Source organism: Oleiphilus sp. HI0080 (assembly GCF_001635135.1).
The window spans coordinates 1-22,784 of record NZ_LWFU01001217.1 but is presented as its reverse complement, the minus strand read 5'-3'; the positions used below and the strand labels follow the sequence as shown (position 1 = coordinate 22,784).

The following is a 22,784-nucleotide window of genomic DNA, read 5'->3' as shown; positions in this document are numbered from 1 at the left end:
GACTAACAGTCTCTGTTATGAAGGTATTATAAAAAAGATCGTGTTGCTTACATCTCAATTCGATTACCTATTTACTCTACTACTAGTTCTTTTACAGGGATTTGAAGGTTATGCCTCTTCAGAAGGAGTTTTTTCGATTATCTCGTCGTTACATATTGATATTCGTTGTTTGCAACATTCAATGGTTTTTTAGACACATTCGAGTCGATGACGATTGGAAGCTACAGGCACTTAAAACTTTCTCGGAAAACAAATGGGTAATTGCATTCGATTTCTTCATAGCGCCAATAGGTTTTTGCGCTCTTTTCGCCTCGTGTGGATTCTATGCTGTCAACTTCGTTAAAAGAGAAGAGCAGATAGTAAGAGAGCTAGTTAGTGTTATTTTGCTATTTTTTATTTTTGCCGCGGGCGTAGTCCTTTATTCGTATTGGACCCTTAACCACGAATCCATGGAATTAATATTGGCGAAGAGATCAAATTACGGACAGTATTTGGCTGATCATTGTATGGGGACACAAGAAATTGCGGCGTTTGGCAAATGCTCATCTAAATACTACGACACGCAGTATCTGCAGATAATATCTAACTCGCTTGGTCTTCTCGTTATATCGGGGCTTTTCTGTTTCGATTTGTTCAAGGCATTAAAGGTCTCGAAGGGTATTCAGGATAGTTCTTTTAAGAAGATATTACCTCCATATAAAAAGGAGTTGTGGTTTATTGGCTTTGCACTTTTGATAACCTACTCTTATTCAATGTTTGTGCATCCTTTTACGGTGGGTAGCTGGAGTCATGTACAGCGGGTTTGGGAGCGCTGGCAAAGCTTAAACGTTGGCGTTTTAGCATTTTTTTCAAGTATCGTAATTTATTGGGCGGCTACGTATAGCTCAAATAAACAAAGACAGAGAAACTTTGAGGCAAATAGGGCTTTTTTGCCTCAGGCATTGAGTGATCTGACCGCATACAATAAAAAATGCGCTGCATTCCTTGGAGGGGTGCGTAATATTGTTGTTACTTCAAAAGGCACGAAAGTTCGTGGTGACTGCCCCGAGTTACCGCATGCGGATATAATGGTCTTCAAGGAATGCATATCTTTCTCAACTCCTGCCATAGGCGAGCATCTAGCGCATATCTTACGTAAGCTTCAAATTAACCATGCTAGGCTTTCGGCTCTCAAGGATGAGGTAAATGATTCAACATATGTTGTAGTCGAATTGGACGTAATTTCCTATGTATATGGCCTGGGCGAGTTGCAATCGTTGATCGACGCTACTTTTGACTTTGCTCGGCGCGAAACTTCCGTGATTTCGGCGAGACACAGCCTTGAGAGTTTTCAGTCGGCATTTAGTACCATAGGAATTCATTTGTCTGCAGACGCCCGGTTGACGGAATTTGTAAAAAAAAGAATAACTTAAGCGTTCTGTTAGGATAGGTTTTACGCTCGTAATGGCGTCCGCGGCATCTCAGTAGAAACGTTGTATCCGCACTCTGGACATCGAATGGTCTTGAGCGTGTAGGGGCGCCTGGTAAGGAAGAGTTGAAAATATGCCTACATGCTTCGCATATAAACTACCTTGGGTCGTACTCCTTTTTACGCGTGTTGTTGTAACTACTTTTTGGAGGTGGGCATAGTGTCTTAGGGTTCAGTTTTCTTTGCTTCATGATATCCACCTCGCATACCGACTTGTCGTCATATTCGGGTTCGAATGCCCCATTTGAAGTGATACCCAGATAATCGGTTTACCGTTGCTTAAATGGCGTGAAGGGAAAAAAGGGGACGCATTTATTTTTGATACGCCTTAGCGCCCGTAGTCTTGGCCGTTTCGATTTCGTCCTTCTTGGTTTTGATCACGACAAATGCAACCCACAGAAACAGGAAACCAATAGCAAATTCTCTCGATGTTTGCAGCCAAAAGTCGAAAGCTGACGCATCAATAGAATAGGGGGTGTTCAAAGGGCGTTTTGAATATGCGACCCCTGACGTTATATTTAAATAGACCTCATAAAAAAATGGGATTGATAGTAAGGCTAAAACAACTCTTATTGAAATAGCCGCTTTGCTATAGAGAGTGATTTGGAACTTCCCAGGCTTTCCCTGTAGATCGTCGATTGTGCTGTCTTCTTCATCACTATTTTCAGATTCGTCAAATTTGGAGAGATGCAGCTTTATCTGCTCAAAGCGTTCGGGGTGCTTTTGACGGTCAATGTGGTCATAAGCGTATAACAGCTCGCTCTGGCTGTAATTGGCGTAGTTTGGTTCTTCCATAATCTCTAAATTCCAATTTTTGCGGCTCGTCTATTTAGCGTTGACCATGTAACAGGAAAAAAAGGGGACGCATTGAAAAAAAGGGGACGCATTTATTTTTTACCTACTCGCCTCCTTCAACCTCCTCAGCCGCTTTGTTGAGCGTTCTTCCGTTCTTTGGAACACGACTGCCAACTAAGTTTGCGACCAATATAGATGGCAGCAATAGAAGGATAACCGCCTTAGGTCGATCAATGATCAGCGCTGACCCTAGCGTGATAATTAAGTAAGTGGCCAGAAAAGAAAGCGTAAACGCACTGACGTTTAAGTATTTTTTCAGCATAAAAACCAGATCACAGGCAAGGGCGACTGAACCAAGAATAAGAGCAGCGTAAGCCGCTAAGATCAGTGCTGACATGAAGTCTTCACTAATCCAAAGAAGAGCTAGGATTGTTACGCATGCTCCCAATCTGAATCTAGCTTTTGAGTCACTTTTGATATCAAGTAAGAAACTTACAAGTGCCGGTCGGCTCCAGCGTGCGTTTTGCTCCATGCTTTTTTTGCTTCCTTTTTTTGGCTGAGGTTCGAATATATCTTAGGAACTTATAGTACTCCATACAATCTGCGTATCGTGCTTGCTTGCCTTCATTGCTACCCTTTTGCAATTAGGGTTGTTTGGGGAGAAAAAGGGGGGCGCATTTATTTTTGTGAGAGGTAGCGAGTAATGAAGCTAAAAGTCTTGTGGCTCAATGGGTGCCTGATACTAATGTTGTCGAGGAACGTTTAAAACCTCAGCTTAATAGTGGTAACGAGCCTGAGCAATAATTACTTCGGTTGCTGTAACCTTGTAAACCAGCCGGTGCTCTCTGTCGATTCTGCGAGACCAATAGCCTGACCAGTTATGCTTAAGGGGCTCTGGGTCGCCCAGCCCTTCGAATGGTTGGCGTTTAATGTCTTTAATTAAGGTGTTAATGCGCTTGAGAGTTTTCTTATCGGTTTTTTGCCAATACAAGTAGTCTTCCCAAGCTGTTTCAGCCCAAGATAAAATCACTCTTCAATTAGCCCGTGTTGCTTCGCTTTGCCGCCTTCGATTTCAGCAATTGCTTGGTTTAAACGTTCTGCGTTTTTAGGGCTTGCCATTAAATAAGCGGTCTCTTCGTAAGCTTGGAAGTCTTCTAAGCTCATTACTACGGCAGGCTTACCGTTCTGACGCGTAATCATAACGGGCTTGTGGTCATCATTCACTTTATCGAGCGTACCGGCTAGTTGATTGCGGAACGCTGAATAGCTCAAAGTGTCCATAGCTAAATCCTTTGAATTCATTGTACCTATTATTGTACTTGTACTTATATTTGTACGCAAACTGATCTCCACCGTTTCTGATATGGTCATACAATCCACCTCGCATATCGGCTAGTTGTCATATTCGGGTTAGAGTGCCCCATTTGAAGCGATACCCAGATAATCGGTTTACCGTTGCTAAGATGGCGCGATGCAAAGGTATGTCGGGTTTGGTAGGGCTCGCGATACTGGACGCCTGCCTTTTTGAGGGCGGCTTTCCAGATACGCTCACGAATCTTTTTATCGTTTAGTACTTTCTCGGTTTTGGTGTCGAAAAAGACGAAAGGCTTAACGCTGTACTGCTGCTGATTTAGTAAAGCGTCAATTGCCGGTTGACTAAGATCGACAGTCCGAACGCCGCTTTTGGTTTTCGGTTGTTTGGTTTGACCTCTAACAATGGCGCGGCGAATGTATATGCGTTTGTTGTCGAAATCGATATCTTGCCATTGCAAAGCGATTAGCTCAGAGGTGCGTAAGCCGGTTTCGAAGGCGAAGGTAATGAGGTTTAAGTCATTGCCTTCTAGTTGGCTGTATATCGCTTCAATTTCGTTATCGTTAAAAGGTAGCGGCTCTCTCGTAACGACATTAAGGTTTTTGATTTTCGTTAACGGGTTTTTGGCGATGAGGTCATCTTCTAGCGCTTCGGCATAGACAGCTCGTAACGGAACAAGCACGTTGTTAATGCGTTTGTTCGAGATCGATAACGAAGCTATCCAGTGTCGAATATCAGCAGGCTTTAGCTCTGATAAAAACATATGACCAAAGCGCGGGATTAAGTGTTCCTTTAACGCGCTTGAGTAGCCGCTGATTGGCTTCGACGTATGATTCGTCATTGGCAACGCGAATATATTCTTTAACTAGGAAGGCTTTGAAGAGAGAAAATTCGCCGAGAATTGCATTTCGGAAGGGTTTACATTCCCTTGTCCCCAGCTGATCGAGCGCGTCTTGTGCCGCTCTCGTGTCATTTTCGTGCCGTTTTTGAGGCGAATTAAGACCGCTTGAGACAGTCGCAGATGTTATCTGCTCATGTTCAAGTGGTTGATCTTTATAGGAAATATCCGGCCTAGAGAGGTCTAGGCCGGTATTGCAAGTGGTGGAGGTGGCGGGGGTCGAACCCGCGTCCGTCAGCACTCTGCCATCGGCTCTACATGCTTAGATTCCGTTAATTAGTTTAACCTTCCACAGCCCAACGGGCAGGACGTGGTTGGCGATCTCAGTAAAGTTTAACCAAGTGACCCTGAGTATGCCCTTTGGCGGTCCTGTTCTGAGTGACAGACTGCAGCGCGGTACAGGCACCTTGTTACAGTCCGTTAGGGTCGAAACCCTAAAAGCGCTTTTTCACTGCTTATGCAGCTAGTTGAGCACCGTAGTTGTCATCATTTGCAACTATTGATTACAGCGATTGGAGTACGAGTGCCACTGTACACTCGGCATGCACCTTTGGTTTCGTTACCAGCGTCGAAGCCATATCACCCCCGAAACTAATGAAACCTGAAAGCGTTTGGTTTCGACCGTGTCGATTCCCGGCAAGCAGTTGAAAACTGCTTTCGCTCGTGCCTCATGTGACGTTATTTATGCTCTGTCGTCACGATTACCAGAAGTATACTGCTTGCTTGCTACATTTACCTAGATTTATCTCAGAATTCCCTTTGTCTGATAAAGAAATATGGTCACGGGTGATGAATTTCAAGTGCTGACCGCTCCTCTGCTATTGGTCTGGGCAAAAAACATGCTAAGTTAAAACCGTTGAACGTGTTGTTAATACGTGTGGCCACGCCAAATAAATCTTTAAAGAGAATCTAAGGATGGAAAACAAAAAAAATCGCCGAATATCAATACAAACCGCGGTGATGGCGAGCGTGCTCTTGGTGTGCGGCTCGATGGGGTTGGTGGCAACAGGTTTGCAATTCTATTTTGGTAAGCAGATGGCCCAAAATACGGCAAACAAACTGTATGAGACGGTGGCCAAGAACGCGCAACGTGATATTTCATTATTAGATAAGCGCGCCGAGACGGTGACTACGCTGATGGCCGATTACGAGGAGCATTTGCTGCCAGCGGATTACGGCTTGAACCATCCTGCTCTCAACGCTTTTGCTGATGCGATGAAGCGTGTCGACAAGGTGTATTCGATTTACTTGGGTTATCCCAATGGCGACTTGCTTCAGTTGATCAATTTGGAAAGTAGCGGTGAGGTGCGCAAAGCGCTTGCTGCTACGGATGCGCACCGTTGGGTTTTTGCTGTGCATCAAACTTTTGGTAACGAGAAAAAGCTTGTTCACTATTTTCTAGATGAAGATCTTCAAGTACTCGACGAGCCTGTTGTGATTGGTGATTTTGATTCTAGGAGCCGTCCTTGGTATCAAAAAGCGTTGCAGTCCGGCTCCCTGTCGAATACGAAGCCGTATATTTTTAAAAGTACGAACGCGCCCGGAATAACGTATACAAGTCGCGTTAGGGGAGCTGACGTTGCTGTAGGCGTTGATGTCAGCCTTTCTGGTCTTGAGGAGCTCCTTGAGAGCGAATTGGGTGGGTCGGGCAGTGATGCCTTTATATTCTCTACGGAGGGTGAGCTTGGTTTGACCTTCCGTTCGCCACCGGACGATGCAATGTATTCAATATCTGAGCAAAGTATCTCTCAGTTGATTCGTGAAGGTGGGCGTGCTCATGCCTTGGAGTTAGTGGAAGATGAGGGGAAGGAGTACTTTGTTTATCTTGCTCTTCTTGATTCTGCCTCTACTGTTGGAAGATATTTTGGGGTAGCTATTTACGAGCAACGTTTGATTAAACCCTACATGCAGCAGGTGTATATGGCGGTGGCCGTTTGTGCTGGCGCGCTTCTTTTGTTTCTGTGTCTTGCATGGCTTTTGGCTCGAAGGGTTGTTCGGAATGTGAATGCGCTGTCAGAGCAAACCGCCAAGGTAAGAGATCGAAAGTATGACGAGGTGAGGGCGGTGGAAAGTCGAATACGACAGTTTCATCATTTGTCCCAAAGTTTGGTCGCGATGTCTAAGTCGATTCAGGAATATGAGCGATCTCAAAAAGAGTTGATGGATGCGATTATCAAGTTAATTGCCGAGGCCATTGATGCCAAATCACATTATACCGCAGGCCATTGTGAGCGAGTTCCTGTGCTGGGCTTGATGCTCGCAAGGGAGGCCGATAAGGCCAAGTTTGGGAAGTTCAAAGCGTTTTCGTTTGAGACGCCAGAGCAGTGGCGTGAATTTGAAACAGCGGCTTGGTTGCACGATTGTGGGAAAATTTCGGTGCCCGAGCATATTGTTGATAAGGGGAGCAAGCTTGAGCTTATTTATAATCGTATTCACGAGGTTCGAATGCGGTTCGAGGTGCTTTGGCGAGACGCAGAAATTGAGATGCTGCAAAGCTTGCGGCAACAACCAGATCAAGAGAAAGCGCTTCAACAAAAACTACAAGAGGCTCAGTCTGCCTTGCAGGATGAGTTCGCGTTTGTCGCCGAATGCAATGTGGGCGGCGAATTTCTGTCCGATGAAAAGCTAGAGCGTTTACAGCAAATAGCGGAGAAAAGTTGGGTTCGAAATTTTAGCAATTTGCTCGGCTTATCTCCTGTTGAGGAGATGAGGCTTGAGGATAAGGGGTTGTTGAAGGACGAAATCCTTCCCCAGCGCGAGCCATTGTTGGCCGACAAGCCTGAACATATCATCGAGAGAGAGCGTCCCTTTGAGTTCGATGAGCACTTAGGGATCGATATGGATATCCCGGAACACTTATACAATCAAGGAGAGCTCTACAACCTTGGCGTGAAACGCGGTACGTTAACCGCTGAGGATCGATTTAAGATCAATGAGCATATGATTGGAACGATAAGGATGCTTGATCGTCTGCCATTTACAGACGACTTGTCCAACGTTCCGCACCTGGCTTCTACCCACCATGAGACCTTGCGGGGCGATGGTTACCCTAGGAAGTTGGGAGAGAATGATCTGGGTGTGCTAGATCGAATTTTGGCCGTTGCCGACATTTTTGAAGCATTGACGGCATCAGATCGGCCTTATAAAAAGGCAAAAACTCTAAGCGAATCGCTAAAGATTATGAGCTTTATGGTGAAAGATCGGCATATTGATGCCGAGGTGTTTCGCCTCTTTTTAGAATCGGATGTGTTTGGCGAGTACGCTCGTGCTTATCTAAAGCCGGAGCAGATAGACGAGGTCGATATTTCGTCCTATCTCTGAGGGAAGCTCTGGCTTAACTCTTCACGTGGTCTCTTACAACGCGCGCTTTTTGGCGGTTCCAGTCGCGATCTTTTTCGGTTGCCCGTTTATCGTACTCTTTCTTCCCTTTTACCAAAGCAATCTCGCATTTTACGCGGTTGCTCTTCCAATATAGCGAGAGTGCAACGCAGGTATGGCCAGCCTGATTCATCTTGCTGTTGATCTTGCCGATCTCTTTTTTGTTTAACAGCAGTTTTCTTTGGCGAGTAGGTTCTGCAATAACATGGGTAGACGCGGAGATCAGTGGCGTGATGTGAGCGTTAAGCAGCCATGCCTCACCGTCTCGCAAAAAGACATGCGAATCTGTAAGTTGCCCTTTTCCTTCCCGAAGGCTTTTTACTTCCCAACCGGTTAATACCAATCCCGCTTCGAACTTCTCTTCGATGTGGTAGTCATGATACGCGCGTTTGTTCTTTGCAATCGTGCTGCTGGATTGTTTTGGTTTTTTCTTGCCGGCCATTATTTTACTGCAGGTGTTGTTGAAAGCCCTCAAGTATATTACAAGAGACTACTTCGCTGCACGACTTCTGTGCGATTGTTGGTTCAGAGCTAGAGCCTGAGTAATGGAAGGGTTACAATGCGCTGAAATAGTTTCCATCCTTGAACCTACTAAGCTACATCATGTCTCTTCGAATTAATCGCTCTGCTTTGGTTATGTTTTCTGCTCAGCAAATGTATGAGCTGATAAACGATGTTCGTTCTTATCCGGAGTTTTTGCCATGGTGCGCAAGCGCATCGGTATTGGAAGATGATGGCATTAACATGCGCGCTAGTCTTGAAGTGAGTAAGGGTGGGATGCGTCAGTCCTTTACAACGCACAACAATTTGCAGGCGCATGAGAAAATTTCTATGACGCTTGTAGAGGGGCCCTTTCGTAAGTTGAAAGGCGATTGGAACTTTATCGCACTTCGAGAGGATGCATGTAAGGTTGAGTTGGATCTCGAGTTTGAGCTAAAGAAAGGTGTCGCAAAGTTGGCGTTTGGACCAGTGTTTAATCAGGCAGCAAACACCATGGTTGACGCTTTTTGTGAGCGCGCAAAAGTGGTTTATGGAGCAAGTCTTGGAAAATAAATTACGCGTTGAAGTCGCCTATGCAAGGCCGGATCTTCAAAAAATTGTAGAGCTTGAAGTGGATGAGGGCACCACTGTTTTTGATGCCGCGGCGCGCTCTGGATTGGAAAAATTTTTTCCGGAAATTTCTTACGAAGAGATCGACATGGGGATTTTTGGCAAGATGGTTAAAAAGCCCCAAGAAGAGCGCTTGCGTGATGGTGACCGAATTGAGCTATACCGACCGCTCATTATTGATCCGAAGCAGGCTCGGCTCAATCGCGCGAAAAAGCCAAAAGCGTAAGGTTTGTCTTAGCTTGCTTAATAAGCGGAATGCTCTTCGAGCGTGTCGCCTTCATAATGCGTAAACTGGCCATTTTGGTAGAAGATGTTCACAACTTGTTGTTGCAACTCTCCGTCAGCTGGTAAATAGGTGTAGATGTAGCTCTCGTAATCATCATCGAAAACGTTTTTTACAATTGGCGTTCCTAAGACAAAATGTACCTGTCGCTTAGTCATTCCTCGGCTTAATTGTTCAAGCATTTCTTGAGTGACAATATTGCCCTGCTGCACATTGATTTTATAAACGCCGGGAAAGGCACAGGCCGACATCATTGTACTTAAGGTGAGTAAAAAGAGGAGAGGGCGGAGTTTTCTGGCGCCGCGAGATAGCATGTTTTGCATCTAAAACTTAATTCCACTAATGTTGGCGCCACTTCTATGCCGCCAATGATATTATTGCTGTAGAGCTGCGCATCTTACCTGATTTCAAATGGTTGCGCCTAATCTTACTGAAACAAATATTACTGAAATAAAAGAGTGCGTTATGCCCGATAATTCTGATCTAAAAAAAGCTGGTTTAAAGGTGACGGTTCCGCGTCTAAAAGTGTTGGGGCTGCTCGAAGCGTCGGATGGTCAGCACATGAGCGCAGAGGATGTATACAAAGCACTGCTAGAGTCGGGAGATGACGTCGGTTTGGCGACGGTTTATCGTGTACTCACTCAATTTGAGGCTGCAGGTCTTGTTCAGCGCAATAATTTTGAGGGTGGCCATGCCGTATTCGAGCTGGCGAGCGAAGAACATCACGATCATATGGTCGATACCGAAAGCGGAGAGGTGGTCGAGTTTTATGACGAGATTATCGAGCGGCGTCAGCATGAAATAGCCGCAGAACACGGTTTTGAGCTCGTTGATCATAGCCTGACGCTATACGTTAAAAAGAAACGTTAAGATAGCAATGCTATCGCGAGCTGTTTTAGATCCGTTGCTTATGTGAGCTTTAACATCTCGCGCGCATGCGCTTTCGTTTGATCCGTTATATCAATCCCGCCAAGCATTCTGGCCACTTCTTCCGTGCGCTCCTCATCATTGAGAGGGTCGACCGATGAATGCATTGTTCCATCCATGATCGATTTGCTGATGCGCAGGTGATGCTCTCCCTGAGAGGCGACCTGTGCCTGGTGCGTAATGCACATGACTTGACCATTCTTGCCGAGCTCTTTTAATAGTCGTCCAACAACCTCGGCAGTGCTGCCTCCAATTCCGACATCGACTTCATCGAAAATCATGCTCGGAACGGCTGAACGTTGTGCCAACACCACTTGTATCGCCAAGCTTATTCTCGAAAGCTCACCGCCGGATGCGATTTTGCCCAATGCGCGTGGCGGCTGGCCGGGATTGGTGCTGATCAAAAACTCAATGTCATCAATGCCGTGGATATTCGCATTACGCTCTTCATGTTGATCGATTTGCGTAACAAAGCGGACGTTCTGCATTGACATCATTTGAAGCTGTTCTGCTACCGCTTCCTCAAGAGAGATGGCGTACTTCATACGGCTGTCTCGCAGCGCGTTAGCACGCTCTAGGAAGTTGTCTTTGAGCTGCCCGACTTCTTGCTCTAGCGATGACAGGTTCTGGTCGCCGCCCGATAAAGCGTTGAGCTCTTCGGCGAGCTTACGGTGGACGTCGTTTAGGGTTTCGGGCTGGCAACGGTGTTTGCGGGCGAGTTGGTATGCGGTGCTTAAGCGCTCTTCGATAAACTCTAAGCGGGTTGGGTCTTGTTCAAAGTCATCAACATAGCTCCTGAGCGTGTTCGATGCTTCTTCAACCTGTATGGACGCTTCTTCAAAAAGAGCGAGCGCTTCGCTTAAGGTTGGATCTTCGCTTGGTAAGTGGCTAAGTGCATTTTTAGCCCTTTGGATAAGGGCGCCCGCTCCGTGCTCATCATCAGAGATGCTGCCGAGTGCTTCATGCGCGCTTTGAATGAGCGCTTCTGCATTGCCCAGCTTTGCTTGTTCTTGCTCCAGTTGCTCTATCTCGCCTTCTTGAAGCGAGAGTGTGTCCAACTCATCGACCTGAAAGTTTAGAACCTGCAGTCGAGCTTCCGTTTCTTCTCGATTATTGATGAGCATTTCAAAATGCTTGGCCTTTGCCTGCCATGCCTGAAAGTGCGCCATTACTTCTTTTGTAAGTGCGTCATGACCGGCATAGTCGTCTAAGAGGTTGCGATGTTTTTCTTTCACCAAGAGGCTTTGATGTTCGTGTTGACTATGGATGTCTATCATCTGTTCGCCAAGCGCTTTTATATCACTTAGAGGGCTCGGTTGACCGTTAATAAAGGCCTTTGAGCGGCCTTCCGCTGTAATAACGCGGCGTAAAATACACTCTTCATCGCTGTCTAGATCGTGTGCTTCAAGCCAGGCTTGCGCGCTTGGTATTTCTTTTACATCAAAACTTGCGCAAATTTCTGCTTTTTTTTCGCCGTGTCGAACCATGCCAGAATCAGCTCTATCGCCGAGCGCTAAGCCGAGTGCGCCGAGGAGTATCGATTTACCTGCACCAGTTTCTCCGGTTAGAACCGTCATGCCCGCGTTTAGGTCTATTTCTATTTCGCTAGCGATCGCGAAGTTTTTAATGCTGAGATGGTTGAGCATAAGTAGCGTCGTTTTTGAGTGAGTGACATAAGTATCGATTTGGAAGGAGTTTAAATGCCGATGCGCTCGGTGGTAAAGCGTCATTGAGTGAACACGCAAAAAAATTAGCCACATTGAGAGTAAGGCCTTGAAAAAAAATACTGCGCCCCCACTTCGTCCTCCAGCATGCTGGATTATCCCAGCCAGACAATGACTTGTAATGTATTTGAGGAAACGCACGTGAGTGTTGAAGAAAACAACCCAGAGAACCAGCAAGAAGAGTTGGTAGCCGAAAACGAGGCTTTACAAGCTGCTGATGCAGAGACTGAAGATCGCGCGCCTGTTGAAGAGGTCCAATCTGAGGATGAAGACTGGAAGGCGAAAGCCGAGGTGTTGGCGAATGAGTTGGCTTCCCTGAAGGATGCAACGGTTCGCGCGCAGGCGGAGGCTCAAAATGTTCGTCGCAGAGCAGAGCAGGACGTAGAGAAGGCCCACAAGTTTGCGTTGGAAAAATTCGCAAAGGAGTTGCTGCCGGTCATTGATGGCTTGGAAAAAACCATCGAGGCGGAGCAGGCAGCTGGCAACGAATCGACTCCTCTTTACGAGGGCGTCGAAATGACATTGTCGATGATGTTGGGTGCAGTGGGCAAGTTTGGTTTGGAGCAGGTGGACGCTGTGGGCTCGGCATTTGATCCTGCGCTTCATGAAGCGATGAGCATGGTTGAAACGCCGGACGCGGAAGCAAATACGGTCATAGCAGCGATGCAAAAAGGCTATACCTTGAACGGTCGTTTGGTTCGCCCGGCGATGGTAATTGTTGCTAAGTAAATGTTACGGACTTTCGAAGCAAGGAAAGTCAAAAAATAGCGATTTATATGTTTTTTTTATGTGGTTATGCGCTTGAAAATTAAGCAAGTGACCATACATCTAGATCAAAGGTTAATAGAGCTGTTAACAAGCTCGGCAGATTAGAGAGTGGAGTGAATCAATGGGCAAAATCATTGGAATTGACTTAGGTACAACGAATTCATGTGTTGCTGTTCTTGATGGCGACAAAGCAAAAGTAATTGAAAACGCTGAGGGCGATCGTACCACGCCTTCGATTATTGCGTTTACAGATGACAACGAAACATTGGTGGGGCAGCCTGCCAAGCGTCAGGCGGTTACTAATCCGAGCAATACGTTGTTTGCGATTAAGCGTTTGATCGGTCGTCGTTTTGAAGATGACGTGGTTCAGAAAGACATCAAAATGGTGCCTTACAAAATCACGAAGGCAGACAACGGTGATGCTTGGGTTGAAGTAAAAGGCGATAAGAAAGCGCCGCCTCAAATTTCTGCTGAGATCTTGAAAAAGATGAAGAAAACAGCAGAAGACTATCTGGGTGAGTCAGTCACTGAAGCGGTCATTACCGTTCCAGCATACTTTAATGACTCGCAGCGCCAGGCGACAAAAGATGCAGGCAAAATCGCAGGCCTAGACGTTAAGCGCATCATCAACGAGCCAACAGCAGCTGCGCTTGCTTATGGCTTAGATAAGAGTCAGGGTGACTCGACGATTGCTGTATACGACTTAGGTGGCGGTACGTTTGATATATCGATCATCGAGATCGCAGATGTCGATGGTGAAAAGCAGTTTGAAGTACTGGCTACTAACGGTGACACATTCCTTGGTGGCGAAGACTTTGACATGGCTTTGATTGACTACTTGGCCGACGAATTCAAGAAAGATTCGGGCATGGATTTGACGGGCGATCCGCTGGCAATGCAGCGTCTTAAAGAAGCTGCAGAAAAAGCGAAAGTGGAGCTTTCAAGTGCGCAGCAAACAGACGTGAACTTGCCATACATCACAGCTGATGCGTCTGGTCCTAAGCACCTTAACGTAAAAATGACACGTTCTAAGCTTGAGTCACTTGTTGAAGATTTAGTTATCCGAAGCCTCGAGCCTTGTAAAGTCGCTTTGAATGACGCTGGTTTGAGCACTTCAGAGATTGATGATGTGATTTTGGTCGGTGGTCAAACGCGTATGCCTTTGGTTCAGGCGAAGGTTCAAGAGTTCTTTGGTAAAGAGCCACGTCGTGATGTGAATCCTGACGAAGCTGTGGCAATGGGTGCGGCTATTCAGGCGGCTGTATTGGCCGGCGACGTAACAGACGTGCTTCTTCTGGATGTTACGCCTCTTACACTGGGGATCGAAACAATGGGAGGTGTTGCGACACCGCTAATTGATAAGAACACCACGATTCCGACGAAGAAGTCGCAAGTGTTCTCAACGGCTGAAGATAATCAGACAGCGGTTACGATTCACGTGGTTCAAGGTGAGCGTAAGCAGGCTTCGTCGAATAAGTCTCTTGGCCGTTTTGATTTGGCAGACATACCGCCTGCGGCACGTGGAATGCCTCAGATCGAAGTAACATTCGATATTGATGCGAACGGTATTCTGAATGTGTCGGCGAAGGATAAAGCGACAGGTAAAGAGCAGTCTATCGTGATCAAGGCTTCTTCTGGTCTTTCGGATGATGAGATCAATAACATGGTCAACGATGCGGAAGCGAACGCCGAAGCGGATCGTAAGTTCGAAGAGCTGGTCACTGCGCGTAATCAAGGCGATCAAATGGTGCACGCTACCAAGAAGACGCTAGAAGAAGCGGGTGACAAAGCGACCGCTGAAGAGAAAACCGCTATCGAAACTGCAATTGCAGAGCTTGAAGAAGCATTGAAGGGCGATGACAAAGATGCGATAGAGTCGAAAACTCAGGCATTGACTGAAGCCTCTTCTGGTCTAGCTCAAAAATTGTATGCTGAGCAAGCTGAAGGTGCAGCAGGCGCCGCTCCTGGCGGTGAAGAACAAGCTCAATCACAGTCTGGTGAAGACGTGGTAGATGCGGAGTTTGAAGAAGTAAAAGACGACAAAAAATAAGCGATAGCGCTTAGTCGGCTTGTTCAAGCTGTACGTTAACCTTAACGCGGAAGCATCGACTTCCGCGTTATTGTATCTAGTAAGCTTCTATTTCTGAGGCTGGAAGTGAAGAGAATTGGTGAATGACTCATGTCTAAAAGAGATTTCTACGAAGTCCTAGGCGTCGAACGCTCTGCCGACGATAAGGAAATCAAAAAAGCTTATCGCCGCCTAGCGATGAAATATCATCCCGATAGAAATCCGGATGATTCAGAAGCAGATGCAAAATTTAAAGAGGCAACAGAAGCCTACGAAATCCTTTCCGATTCGCAGAAGAAGGCGGCTTATGATCAATATGGCCATGCTGGTGTAGATCCAAGTGCTGGCGGTGGTGGCTTTGGTGGCGGAAGCGGTAATTTTAGCGATATCTTTGGCGATGTCTTTGGTGATATTTTTGGTGGCGGCGGCGGTCGTGGTGGTCAGCGTAGTTCGCGCGGATCAGATTTGCGCTATAACTTGGAGCTGGATTTAGAAGACGCAGTTCGTGGTAAGGATGTGAAAATTCGCGTTCCGACCCAAGTTACCTGTAAGCCTTGTGGAGGCTCCGGTGCAGCGAAGGGCTCTAAGCCAGAGACTTGTTCTACTTGTCATGGCCAGGGTCAAGTGCGCATGCAGCAAGGTTTTTTCAGTGTGCAGCAGACGTGTCCGCAGTGTCGAGGTCAAGGTCAGTTTATTAAGGACCCATGCACCTCATGCCATGGAATGGGTGTTCAGGAAGAGAATAAAACGCTTTCTGTAAAAGTGCCGCCAGGAGTAGACACCGGAGACCGAATTCGACTTGCGGGCGAGGGCGAAGCTGGAGCGATGGGCGGTCCTTCGGGGGATCTATATGTCCAAGTGTCTGTCAAAGAGCATCCGATTTTTGCGCGCGATGGGAGTAATCTTTATTGCGATGTGCCTATCAGTGTTGTCGACGCAGCGCTAGGTGGTGAGCTTGAAGTGCCAACGCTTGATGGTCGCGTAAAGCTGAAGATTCCGCCAGAGACGCAAAGTGGCAGAATGTTTCGTCTGCGCGGTAAAGGTGTTAAGCCGGTTCGAGGTGGCGCGGTAGGAGACTTGATGTGTCGAGTGACAGTCGAGACGCCTGTTAATTTGACCAAGAAGCAAAAAGATCTTTTGAAGCAGTTTCAGGAAACGCTCGACTCGAGTGATGGAAAGAAGCATGCTCCACAAAAGCACTCTTGGTTTGAGGGCGTTAAAAGCTTCTTTGATGATATGAAGCTGTAAGTGTTTACACGCCCGCTCAGCGGGCGTTTTTATTTATATGGATGGAAGAAAGATGACTAGAGTCGCCGTAACCGGTGCCATCGGGCGAATGGGTAAAATGCTGATCGAAGCTTTGGATCAATCATCGGAAGCAAGGTTAACCGCTGCTGTCGTGCTGCCAGACAGCTCCGCTATTGGTGCAGACGCGGGAGAGTTGGCTGGGCTGGGAAAAAATGGCGTAAAAATTGTTGGTGAGCTTTCTGCCGTTGTTGATGATTTTGATGTGCTGATCGATTTTACAGCTCCTGATGCCACTCTAGTGAATGCTGCGCTTTGTGCCGAGCACGGTAAAGGTATCGTGATTGGTACGACCGGATTTACTCCGGAAGAAGAGCGCACGCTGCTTGCTTGCCAATCGCATGCGGCGATGTGTAAAGCTGCTAACTTTAGTACGGGCGTGAACGTGTGCCTGAATCTTCTGCAGAAAGCGGCCGAGATACTTGGTGATGCGTATGATGTCGAAATCTACGAAGCGCATCATAAGCACAAAGTTGATGCTCCGTCGGGTACGGCACTTGCTATGGGGCAATCCGTTGCGGACGGACTTGGTCGCAATCTGCGCGAAGTTGCAGTCTATGGCCGTGAAGGACAGACTGGCGCGAGAGATAAAGAAACGATTGGTTTTGCTACTGTTAGAGGTGGTGATGTAGTGGGTGATCATACCGTTATGTTTTTGGGTGAGGGTGAGCGCGTTGAAATAACCCACAAAGCGTCAAGTCGCATGGCTTTTGCAAATGGGGCTGTTCGCGCTGCGGCTTGGTTAGATGGTCAAAATCCGGGGCTCTATGAAATGAGAGATGTCCTTGATTTGAAGTAGCAGTCCTTTAAAAAGAATGTAATTGCATAGACACAAAAATGTGAAATGTGTACAATGCCGCCGCTTGAGGAAAGCGTCGTTCGTACGCTAAGAATTATAAGAAAAGCGAGGTGGAATTTATTCGGCCTCGCTTTTTTGTAAGTATTTACCATACTTGATACGCCTCAGGCCCGCCAAAGACGGTTTCTTTCGATTCGATAATCAAACTGCTTAGCCAAGCGCGAGGAACTGGTGTTGACTAAACCCGCAATTTTAGCTCTTGAAGACGGCTCCATTTTTAAAGGTATTTCTATCGGCGCAGATGGAGAAACCACTGGAGAAGTTGTTTTTAACACCGCAATGACAGGGTATCAGGAGATCCTTACTGACCCTTCTTATGCTAAACAAATTGTTACCCTAACTTATCCCCATATCGGCAATACTGGCGTCAACTCCGAAGACGTAGAAAGTGATCAGATCTGGTCTGCTGGTTTAGTGATCAGAGATCTGCCCTTAGTTGCCAGTTCGTGGCGCTCAGAAAAGCCTCTCGATGCCTATTTGAAAGAGAATAACATTGTTGCAATTGCTGATATTGATACTCGGCGTTTGACGCGAATTCTTCGAGAAAAGGGAGCGCAGAACGGGTGCATTTTATCCGGCGACAATATTTCAGAAGAGCAGGCACTTGAAAAAGCCAAAGCCTTTCCAGGTTTGAAGGGAATGGACTTAGCGAAAGAAGTAACACACAAAGAGACGTTTGAGTGGACAGAGGCTGAATGGGATTTGGTCGATGGGTATAGTCAGTCGCGCGACACTGAATTCCACGTGGTTGCTTATGACTTTGGCGTAAAACGCAACATTTTGCGTATGCTAGCTTCAAGAGGCTGTAAACTGACCGTCGTTCCAGCGCAAACCCCAGCAAGCGAAGTGCTAGCTCTGAAGCCAGACGGCGTCTTCTTATCAAATGGGCCGGGTGACCCGGAGCCGTGTGATTACGCAATTGCAGCGATCAGAGAAATTCTAGAGACAAAAATTCCCGTTTTTGGGATTTGTTTAGGGCATCAGTTGTTGGCGTTGGCGAGCGGTGCGCAAACCATGAAAATGAAGTTTGGTCACCATGGTGCAAACCATCCTGTGCAAGATCTCGACACTAGCGTGGTTATGATTACGAGTCAGAATCACGGCTTTGCGGTTGATGAGGCAACGCTTCCTTCGAATTTAGAAGCAACGCATAAATCTTTATTTGACGGAAGCCTGCAAGGCATTCGTCGCACGGATACGCCTGCTTATAGTTTTCAGGGTCACCCTGAGGCGAGCCCGGGGCCGCATGATGTAGCGCCGTTATTCGACCAGTTTATAGAAGCAATGCGCAAAGCGTAGTTGTCGGTTTAACATCGATTTTATATACGAATTTGAGATCGTGGTTACTTATTTAATCGCGATTGAAGAAACAAAACAGTACAAGTGGAACGAATCTAGATGCCAAAGCGTAGCGACATAAAGAGTATTCTAATTATTGGTGCTGGGCCGATCGTAATTGGTCAGGCTTGTGAATTTGATTACTCGGGCGCACAAGCCTGTAAGGCTCTCCGAGAAGAGGGTTATCGGGTCATCCTTGTGAATTCAAACCCTGCAACGATTATGACCGATCCGGCGATGGCGGATGCGACTTATATAGAGCCGATCACCTGGGAGACCGTAGAGCGAATTATTGAAGTTGAGCGTCCGGATGCGCTTTTACCCACTATGGGTGGTCAAACCGCGCTTAATTGTGCTTTGGATCTTGAGCGCGAAGGGGTGCTTGAGAAGTATGGCGTAGAAATGATTGGTGCAAATGCTGATACGATCGATAAAGCGGAAGATCGTGATCGTTTTGACAAGGCAATGAAGTCAATTGGTCTTGAGACGCCTCGCTCTGGCATTGCGCATAGCATGGAAGAGGCCGTTGCCCTTATTGATGAGTTGGGTTTTCCCAGCATTATTCGTCCATCGTTCACCATGGGCGGAAGCGGCGGTGGTATTGCGTACAACCGTGAAGAGTTTGAAGAAATTTGCGCGCGTGGTTTGGACTTGTCTCCAACAAGCGAGCTGTTGATCGATGAATCTTTGATCGGCTGGAAAGAATATGAGATGGAGGTTGTTCGCGATAAAAAGGACAATTGCATCATCATCTGTTCGATTGAGAATTTTGATGCAATGGGTGTTCATACTGGGGATTCCATTACCGTCGCACCAGCGCAGACCTTGACTGACAAAGAATATCAGATCATGCGTAATGCATCGTTGGCGGTTTTGCGTGAGATCGGCGTTGAAACCGGCGGTTCAAACGTGCAGTTTGGCATCAGCCCTACAACAGGGCGAATGGTGGTGATCGAGATGAATCCTCGTGTATCTCGATCTTCTGCGCTTGCCTCCAAAGCAACGGGCTTTCCGATTGCAAAAGTAGCCGCAAAACTGGCAGTTGGTTATACGCTTGATGAGCTTCAAAATGATATTACGGGGGGCGCCACACCTGCGTCGTTCGAACCTTCAATCGATTATGTTGTTACCAAGATTCCTCGTTTTACATTTGAGAAGTTCCCGCAAGCAGATGCGACACTGACGACGCAGATGAAATCTGTTGGTGAGGTGATGTCAATCGGCCGTAATTTCCAGGAATCTTTCCATAAGGCGATTCGTGGGCTTGAGGTTGGCTCTTATGGGTTCGAGCCCAAGCTGGACCTGAAAGCTGAGAACGCGGCTGAAGTGTTGCGTGGTGAACTAAGTACGCCAAATGCCGAGCGCCTCTGGTATATCGGGGATGCTTTCCGCTCTGGTATGAGCGTTGATGAAGTGTTTTCTCTTACGGGTATTGATCCGTGGTTCCTTGTTCAAATCGAGGACTTGATTGAAGAAGAGCAAGTCGTCTCGAATATGATTCGGTCCGACATTACGCCCGAAGCGATCCGCAGACTGAAGCGAAAAGGTTTCTCTGATCATCGCTTGGCGGATCTGCTTGATCTAAGCGAAAAGGCATTTCGAACGATACGACATCAGCATGGTGTTCGACCGGTTTATAAGCGTGTAGATACCTGTGCAGCTGAGTTTTCAACTGCAACAGCGTATATGTACTCAAGCTATGATGAAGAGTGTGAAGCGCAAACGACAGATCGCGATAAGATTGTTGTGATTGGTGGTGGTCCGAACAGAATAGGTCAGGGCATCGAGTTCGATTATTGCTGCGTGCATGCTGCGCTTGCTATGCGTGAAGACGGCTACGAAACAATCATGATCAACTGTAACCCGGAGACAGTTTCTACTGATTATGACACCTCAGATCGCTTGTATTTTGAGTCCATCACTCTCGAGGATGTGCTTGAAATTATCGAGCTAGAAAAGCCAAAAGGCGTCATCGTTCATTATGGCGGGCAAACGCCTTTGAAGCTCGCGCGAGGTTTGGAAGAGGCCGGTGTCCCGATTATTGGTACGAGCCCTGACGCGATTGACCGTGCTGAAGACCGAGAGCGCTTCCAGCAAATGATTCAGCGTTTAGGGTTGAAGCAGCCCAAGAACTCAACTGTACGAAGCCTGGAAGAGGGTATCGTTGCAGCGAAAGATATTGGCTACCCATTGGTTGTTCGCCCATCGTACGTTCTTGGCGGCAGAGCAATGGAAATTGTGTACAAAGAGTCTGAGCTGATCCGCTATATGAAGGATGCTGTTCAAGTGTCTAACGATAGTCCAGTGTTGCTTGATCACTTCTTGAATGCCGCGATTGAGGTTGATATCGATGCGATTAGTGACGGTAAGCAGGTAGTGATCGGTGCCATTATGCAGCACATAGAGCAAGCGGGTGTGCACTCAGGTGACTCTGCCTGTTCTTTGCCTCCTTATACTCTGGCAGCAGATGTTCAAGACCAAATGCGTGAAGCTGTGAAATCAATGGCGCTAGAGTTAGGTGTTGTTGGCTTGATGAATGTGCAGCTAGCGTATCAGGATGAGATGATTTACGTGATTGAGGTAAATCCACGCGCCTCTCGTACTGTGCCCTTTGTGTCCAAGGCGATTGGAACGTCCTTAGCGAAAATTGCAGCGCGAGTGATGGCTGGCAAGTCCCTTGAGGAGCTTGGCTTTACAGAAGAAATTATTCCGGAGCATTACAGCGTTAAAGAGTCCGTTTTCCCGTTTAAGAAATTCCCGGCGGTTGACCCTATTTTGGGCCCAGAAATGAAGTCAACTGGAGAGGTAATGGGAGTTGGTGATACCTTCGATGAAGCGTTTGCGAAAGGCTTTATTGCGACAGGTGAGATCTTACCAAGCTCTGGTAAGGCTTTCTTGAGTGTTCGGGATGTCGACAAGGACGGTGTTGTTGATGTTGCGCGCCTTCTCGTGGATGGGGGCTATAAAATTGTTGCAACTCGCGGAACTGCAAAAGCAATTCAGGATGCAGGAATCGAAGTCGAGGTGGTGAACAAGGTACTTGAGGGCCGTCCGCATGTTGTTGATGTTATCAAGAATGGTGAAATCACCCTGATTGTGAATACAACGGAAGGGCGTCAGGCTATCAAGGACTCTTCGCATATTCGCCATTCTGCACTTCAGAAGAAGATTGCGTATAGTACGACTTTAGCCGGTGGCGAGGCGATTGCGCGAGCAATGCGTTTTGGTTCCAACGAGACAGTACGAAGATTGCAAGATCTACATTAACCCATAGCGAACAGATAAATAACTAGGGAAACTATGAATCGTATTCCGATGACCGTGCAGGGCGAAAAAGCCTTGCGCGAAGAGCTAACAGAACTTAAAACGGAAGCGCGGCCTCGTGTCATTGAGGCCATTGCAGATGCGCGGGAGCATGGCGATCTGAAAGAAAATGCTGAGTATCATGCTGCACGCGAGCAGCAGAGCTTCATAGAAGGTCGTATTCAGGAGATTGAGGGTAAGCTTTCAAATGCCCAAGTGATCGATGTGACTGCCATTGAGCCAAGTGGTCGCGTTATCTTTGGTTCTACCATTACGTTGATACGTATGGACGACGACGCAGAAGTAAAGTACCAAATTGTCGGTGATGATGAAGCTGACATAAAGGCAGGTAAAATTTCGGTATCGTCGCCTATTGCACGTGCTCTTATCGGTAAGAATGAGGGTGATATTGCTGGAGTTCAGGTTCCGGACGGCATTGTCGAGTATGAGATTGATGAAGTAGCACACATTTAATGTTTGCTCGTTGAAAAAAAGCGCCCTAGAGGCGCTTTTTTTGTTTTGCTTGGGCGTGTTAAGAGCGAAGTAGATTCGACAGCTTTGGATTTGGCTTCTTGCTTCGACGTAAAAGGATCGCGATTTTACCGATGACCTGAACGAGTTGAGCTTTGCTGCTTTCGCATAACTCGTTCACCGCTTGTTCGCGAAAGTCGCGGTCGTTTGAGCTAAGTTTGACCTTGATTAGCTCATGTTGCTCAAGAGCTCGGTCCAACTCTTCAAGCAAACCCTCGCTGATGCCTTTATCACCCACTATAATGACGGGGTTAAGGTTGTGAGCGATGGCTCGCATTTGTTTTTTCTCTGCAGCGTTGAGTGTTGTCATGAGATTGTCCTATTAGTATCTGGGCGCAAGTGTACTCCGTCATTGCGCGAAACCAAAGTCAATAATTTAAAACTGCAAATATTATAGAAGAGCTATTGTATGGCGCGTTCAAAGTCCAGTGGTCGTTGGCTTAAAGAGCATTTTGATGATCAATATGTAAAGCGTTCGCAAGAAGACGGCTATCGTTCTCGTGCGAGCTATAAACTCATCGAGCTGCATGAAAAAGACAAGTTGTTTAAAAAAGGCATGACGGTGATTGATCTGGGTGCGGCGCCGGGCGGGTGGACTCAGGTTGCAGCAGAGTACATTGGTGATTCTGGAAAAGTGATCGCGAGCGATATATTGCCGATGGATCCGCTGCCAGACGTGACGTTTGTGCAAGGTGATTTTACGGATGACGATGTCTT

22 protein-coding genes and 1 other RNA gene are annotated in these 22,784 nt (G+C 47.0%); 13 read left to right on the top strand and 10 right to left on the bottom strand.

Annotated features, from left to right (window positions below; genetic code table 11):
* Positions 1-110: 110 nt before the first annotated feature.
* On the top strand, positions 111-1,412 hold the full coding sequence (locus A3751_RS21390) for a hypothetical protein (RefSeq protein ID WP_068458815.1): 1,302 nt from the start codon (positions 111-113) through the stop codon (positions 1,410-1,412).
* Between the two features lie 368 nt (positions 1,413-1,780).
* On the opposite strand, the gene A3751_RS21385 is transcribed toward A3751_RS21390, so the two are convergent.
* From A3751_RS21385 to ssrA, 6 genes are all read right to left on the bottom strand, one after another.
* Positions 1,781-2,263: a hypothetical protein gene (locus A3751_RS21385; RefSeq protein ID WP_068458814.1), complete on the bottom strand. Its 483-nt coding sequence runs from the start codon at positions 2,261-2,263 to the stop codon at positions 1,781-1,783.
* Positions 2,264-2,366: 103 nt separating this feature from the next.
* Positions 2,367-2,660, bottom strand: coding sequence for a hypothetical protein (locus A3751_RS21380; protein WP_156492718.1), 294 nt, complete (start codon positions 2,658-2,660; stop codon positions 2,367-2,369).
* A gap of 378 nt (positions 2,661-3,038) precedes the next feature.
* Entirely contained in the window at positions 3,039-3,293 is a 255-nt protein-coding gene (locus A3751_RS21375; RefSeq protein ID WP_068458812.1) for a Txe/YoeB family addiction module toxin, read from the bottom strand.
* A complete protein-coding gene (locus A3751_RS21370; protein ID WP_068458822.1) occupies positions 3,290-3,544 on the bottom strand; it encodes a type II toxin-antitoxin system Phd/YefM family antitoxin in 255 nt (84 codons plus the stop codon). Before A3751_RS21370 ends, A3751_RS21375 begins: the two co-directional genes overlap by 4 nt.
* Before the next feature lie 86 nt (positions 3,545-3,630).
* Positions 3,631-4,416: a site-specific integrase gene (locus tag A3751_RS21365; RefSeq protein ID WP_068463736.1), complete on the bottom strand. Its 786-nt coding sequence runs from the start codon at positions 4,414-4,416 to the stop codon at positions 3,631-3,633.
* Between the two features lie 258 nt (positions 4,417-4,674).
* Positions 4,675-5,060: a transfer-messenger RNA gene (ssrA, locus tag A3751_RS21360) on the bottom strand.
* 328 nt (positions 5,061-5,388) lie between these two features.
* On the opposite strand from ssrA, the gene A3751_RS21355 reads away from it, so the two are divergent.
* Positions 5,389-7,794, top strand: a complete 2,406-nt coding sequence (locus tag A3751_RS21355) for an HD domain-containing phosphohydrolase (protein WP_082863429.1) — start codon at positions 5,389-5,391, stop codon at positions 7,792-7,794.
* Positions 7,795-7,807: 13 nt separating this feature from the next.
* Here A3751_RS21355 and smpB read toward each other — a convergent pair whose 3' ends face one another.
* Entirely contained in the window at positions 7,808-8,293 is a 486-nt protein-coding gene (smpB, locus tag A3751_RS21350; protein WP_068458810.1) for an SsrA-binding protein SmpB, read from the bottom strand.
* 161 nt (positions 8,294-8,454) lie between these two features.
* Here smpB and A3751_RS21345 point away from each other — a divergent pair, with 161 nt between their 5' ends.
* Together A3751_RS21345 and A3751_RS21340 are read left to right on the top strand one after the other, a co-directional pair.
* A complete protein-coding gene (locus A3751_RS21345; protein ID WP_068458809.1) occupies positions 8,455-8,904 on the top strand; it encodes a type II toxin-antitoxin system RatA family toxin in 450 nt (149 codons plus the stop codon).
* Positions 8,894-9,187: an RnfH family protein gene (locus A3751_RS21340; protein ID WP_231871805.1), complete on the top strand. Its 294-nt coding sequence runs from the start codon at positions 8,894-8,896 to the stop codon at positions 9,185-9,187. Before A3751_RS21345 ends, A3751_RS21340 begins: the two co-directional genes overlap by 11 nt.
* A gap of 17 nt (positions 9,188-9,204) precedes the next feature.
* Here A3751_RS21340 and A3751_RS21335 read toward each other — a convergent pair whose 3' ends face one another.
* Positions 9,205-9,567, bottom strand: a complete 363-nt coding sequence (locus tag A3751_RS21335; protein ID WP_197466586.1) for an outer membrane protein assembly factor BamE — start codon at positions 9,565-9,567, stop codon at positions 9,205-9,207.
* A gap of 142 nt (positions 9,568-9,709) precedes the next feature.
* On the opposite strand from A3751_RS21335, the gene fur reads away from it, so the two are divergent.
* Entirely contained in the window at positions 9,710-10,114 is a 405-nt protein-coding gene (gene fur, locus A3751_RS21330) for a ferric iron uptake transcriptional regulator (RefSeq protein ID WP_068458807.1), read from the top strand.
* Positions 10,115-10,152: 38 nt separating this feature from the next.
* Here fur and recN read toward each other — a convergent pair whose 3' ends face one another.
* Entirely contained in the window at positions 10,153-11,931 is a 1,779-nt protein-coding gene (gene recN / locus A3751_RS21325; protein WP_231876957.1) for a DNA repair protein RecN, read from the bottom strand.
* Positions 11,932-12,036: 105 nt separating this feature from the next.
* Here recN and grpE point away from each other — a divergent pair, with 105 nt between their 5' ends.
* The 7 genes from grpE to greA all read left to right on the top strand — a co-directional run bounded on the left by grpE (position 12,037) and on the right by greA (position 22,010).
* Positions 12,037-12,624: a nucleotide exchange factor GrpE gene (gene grpE, locus A3751_RS21320; RefSeq protein WP_068458818.1), complete on the top strand. Its 588-nt coding sequence runs from the start codon at positions 12,037-12,039 to the stop codon at positions 12,622-12,624.
* A gap of 160 nt (positions 12,625-12,784) precedes the next feature.
* Positions 12,785-14,713: a molecular chaperone DnaK gene (gene dnaK / locus A3751_RS21315; RefSeq protein WP_068458806.1), complete on the top strand. Its 1,929-nt coding sequence runs from the start codon at positions 12,785-12,787 to the stop codon at positions 14,711-14,713.
* A 129-nt stretch (positions 14,714-14,842) separates the two neighbouring features.
* A complete protein-coding gene (gene dnaJ, locus A3751_RS21310; protein WP_068458805.1) occupies positions 14,843-15,979 on the top strand; it encodes a molecular chaperone DnaJ in 1,137 nt (378 codons plus the stop codon).
* Positions 15,980-16,031: 52 nt separating this feature from the next.
* Positions 16,032-16,835, top strand: a complete 804-nt coding sequence (dapB, locus tag A3751_RS21305; protein WP_068458817.1) for a 4-hydroxy-tetrahydrodipicolinate reductase — start codon at positions 16,032-16,034, stop codon at positions 16,833-16,835.
* Between the two features lie 234 nt (positions 16,836-17,069).
* Positions 17,070-18,194, top strand: coding sequence for a glutamine-hydrolyzing carbamoyl-phosphate synthase small subunit (gene carA / locus A3751_RS21300; protein ID WP_068458816.1), 1,125 nt, complete (start codon positions 17,070-17,072; stop codon positions 18,192-18,194).
* 99 nt (positions 18,195-18,293) lie between these two features.
* Positions 18,294-21,500, top strand: coding sequence for a carbamoyl-phosphate synthase large subunit (gene carB / locus A3751_RS21295; RefSeq protein WP_068458804.1), 3,207 nt, complete (start codon positions 18,294-18,296; stop codon positions 21,498-21,500).
* A gap of 33 nt (positions 21,501-21,533) precedes the next feature.
* Positions 21,534-22,010, top strand: coding sequence for a transcription elongation factor GreA (gene greA / locus A3751_RS21290; RefSeq protein ID WP_068458803.1), 477 nt, complete (start codon positions 21,534-21,536; stop codon positions 22,008-22,010).
* 58 nt (positions 22,011-22,068) lie between these two features.
* Here the strand turns inward: greA and yhbY are convergent, their stop codons facing one another.
* Positions 22,069-22,377 (bottom strand): ribosome assembly RNA-binding protein YhbY, encoded by a 309-nt coding sequence (yhbY, locus tag A3751_RS21285; RefSeq protein WP_068458802.1) that lies wholly within the window; start codon positions 22,375-22,377, stop codon positions 22,069-22,071.
* 99 nt (positions 22,378-22,476) lie between these two features.
* Here yhbY and A3751_RS21280 point away from each other — a divergent pair.
* On the top strand, positions 22,477-22,784 hold a 308-nt coding region (locus A3751_RS21280), incomplete at its 3' end, for an SAM-dependent methyltransferase (RefSeq protein ID WP_304439074.1).

Bases quoted from the DNA above. Each gene is read 5' to 3' on its own strand.
- dapB (WP_068458817.1), top strand. From the start codon at position 16,032: ATGACTAGAGTCGCCGTAACCGGTGCCATCGGGCGAATGGGTAAAATG.
- A3751_RS21365 (WP_068463736.1), bottom strand. From the start codon at position 4,416: ATGACGAATCATACGTCGAAGCCAATCAGCGGCTACTCAAGCGCGTTA.
- A3751_RS21385 (WP_068458814.1), bottom strand. From the start codon at position 2,263: ATGGAAGAACCAAACTACGCCAATTACAGCCAGAGCGAGCTGTTATAC.
- smpB (WP_068458810.1), bottom strand. From the start codon at position 8,293: ATGGCCGGCAAGAAAAAACCAAAACAATCCAGCAGCACGATTGCAAAG.
- A3751_RS21355 (WP_082863429.1), top strand. From the start codon at position 5,389: ATGGAAAACAAAAAAAATCGCCGAATATCAATACAAACCGCGGTGATG.
- recN (WP_231876957.1), bottom strand. From the start codon at position 11,931: ATGTGGCTAATTTTTTTGCGTGTTCACTCAATGACGCTTTACCACCGA.
- A3751_RS21345 (WP_068458809.1), top strand. From the start codon at position 8,455: ATGTCTCTTCGAATTAATCGCTCTGCTTTGGTTATGTTTTCTGCTCAG.
- yhbY (WP_068458802.1), bottom strand. From the start codon at position 22,377: ATGACAACACTCAACGCTGCAGAGAAAAAACAAATGCGAGCCATCGCT.
- A3751_RS21380 (WP_156492718.1), bottom strand. From the start codon at position 2,660: ATGTCAGCACTGATCTTAGCGGCTTACGCTGCTCTTATTCTTGGTTCA.
- fur (WP_068458807.1), top strand. From the start codon at position 9,710: ATGCCCGATAATTCTGATCTAAAAAAAGCTGGTTTAAAGGTGACGGTT.
- A3751_RS21370 (WP_068458822.1), bottom strand. From the start codon at position 3,544: ATGGACACTTTGAGCTATTCAGCGTTCCGCAATCAACTAGCCGGTACG.
- A3751_RS21335 (WP_197466586.1), bottom strand. From the start codon at position 9,567: ATGCAAAACATGCTATCTCGCGGCGCCAGAAAACTCCGCCCTCTCCTC.
- dnaJ (WP_068458805.1), top strand. From the start codon at position 14,843: ATGTCTAAAAGAGATTTCTACGAAGTCCTAGGCGTCGAACGCTCTGCC.
- dnaK (WP_068458806.1), top strand. From the start codon at position 12,785: ATGGGCAAAATCATTGGAATTGACTTAGGTACAACGAATTCATGTGTT.
- carB (WP_068458804.1), top strand. From the start codon at position 18,294: ATGCCAAAGCGTAGCGACATAAAGAGTATTCTAATTATTGGTGCTGGG.
- greA (WP_068458803.1), top strand. From the start codon at position 21,534: ATGAATCGTATTCCGATGACCGTGCAGGGCGAAAAAGCCTTGCGCGAA.
- A3751_RS21390 (WP_068458815.1), top strand. From the start codon at position 111: ATGCCTCTTCAGAAGGAGTTTTTTCGATTATCTCGTCGTTACATATTG.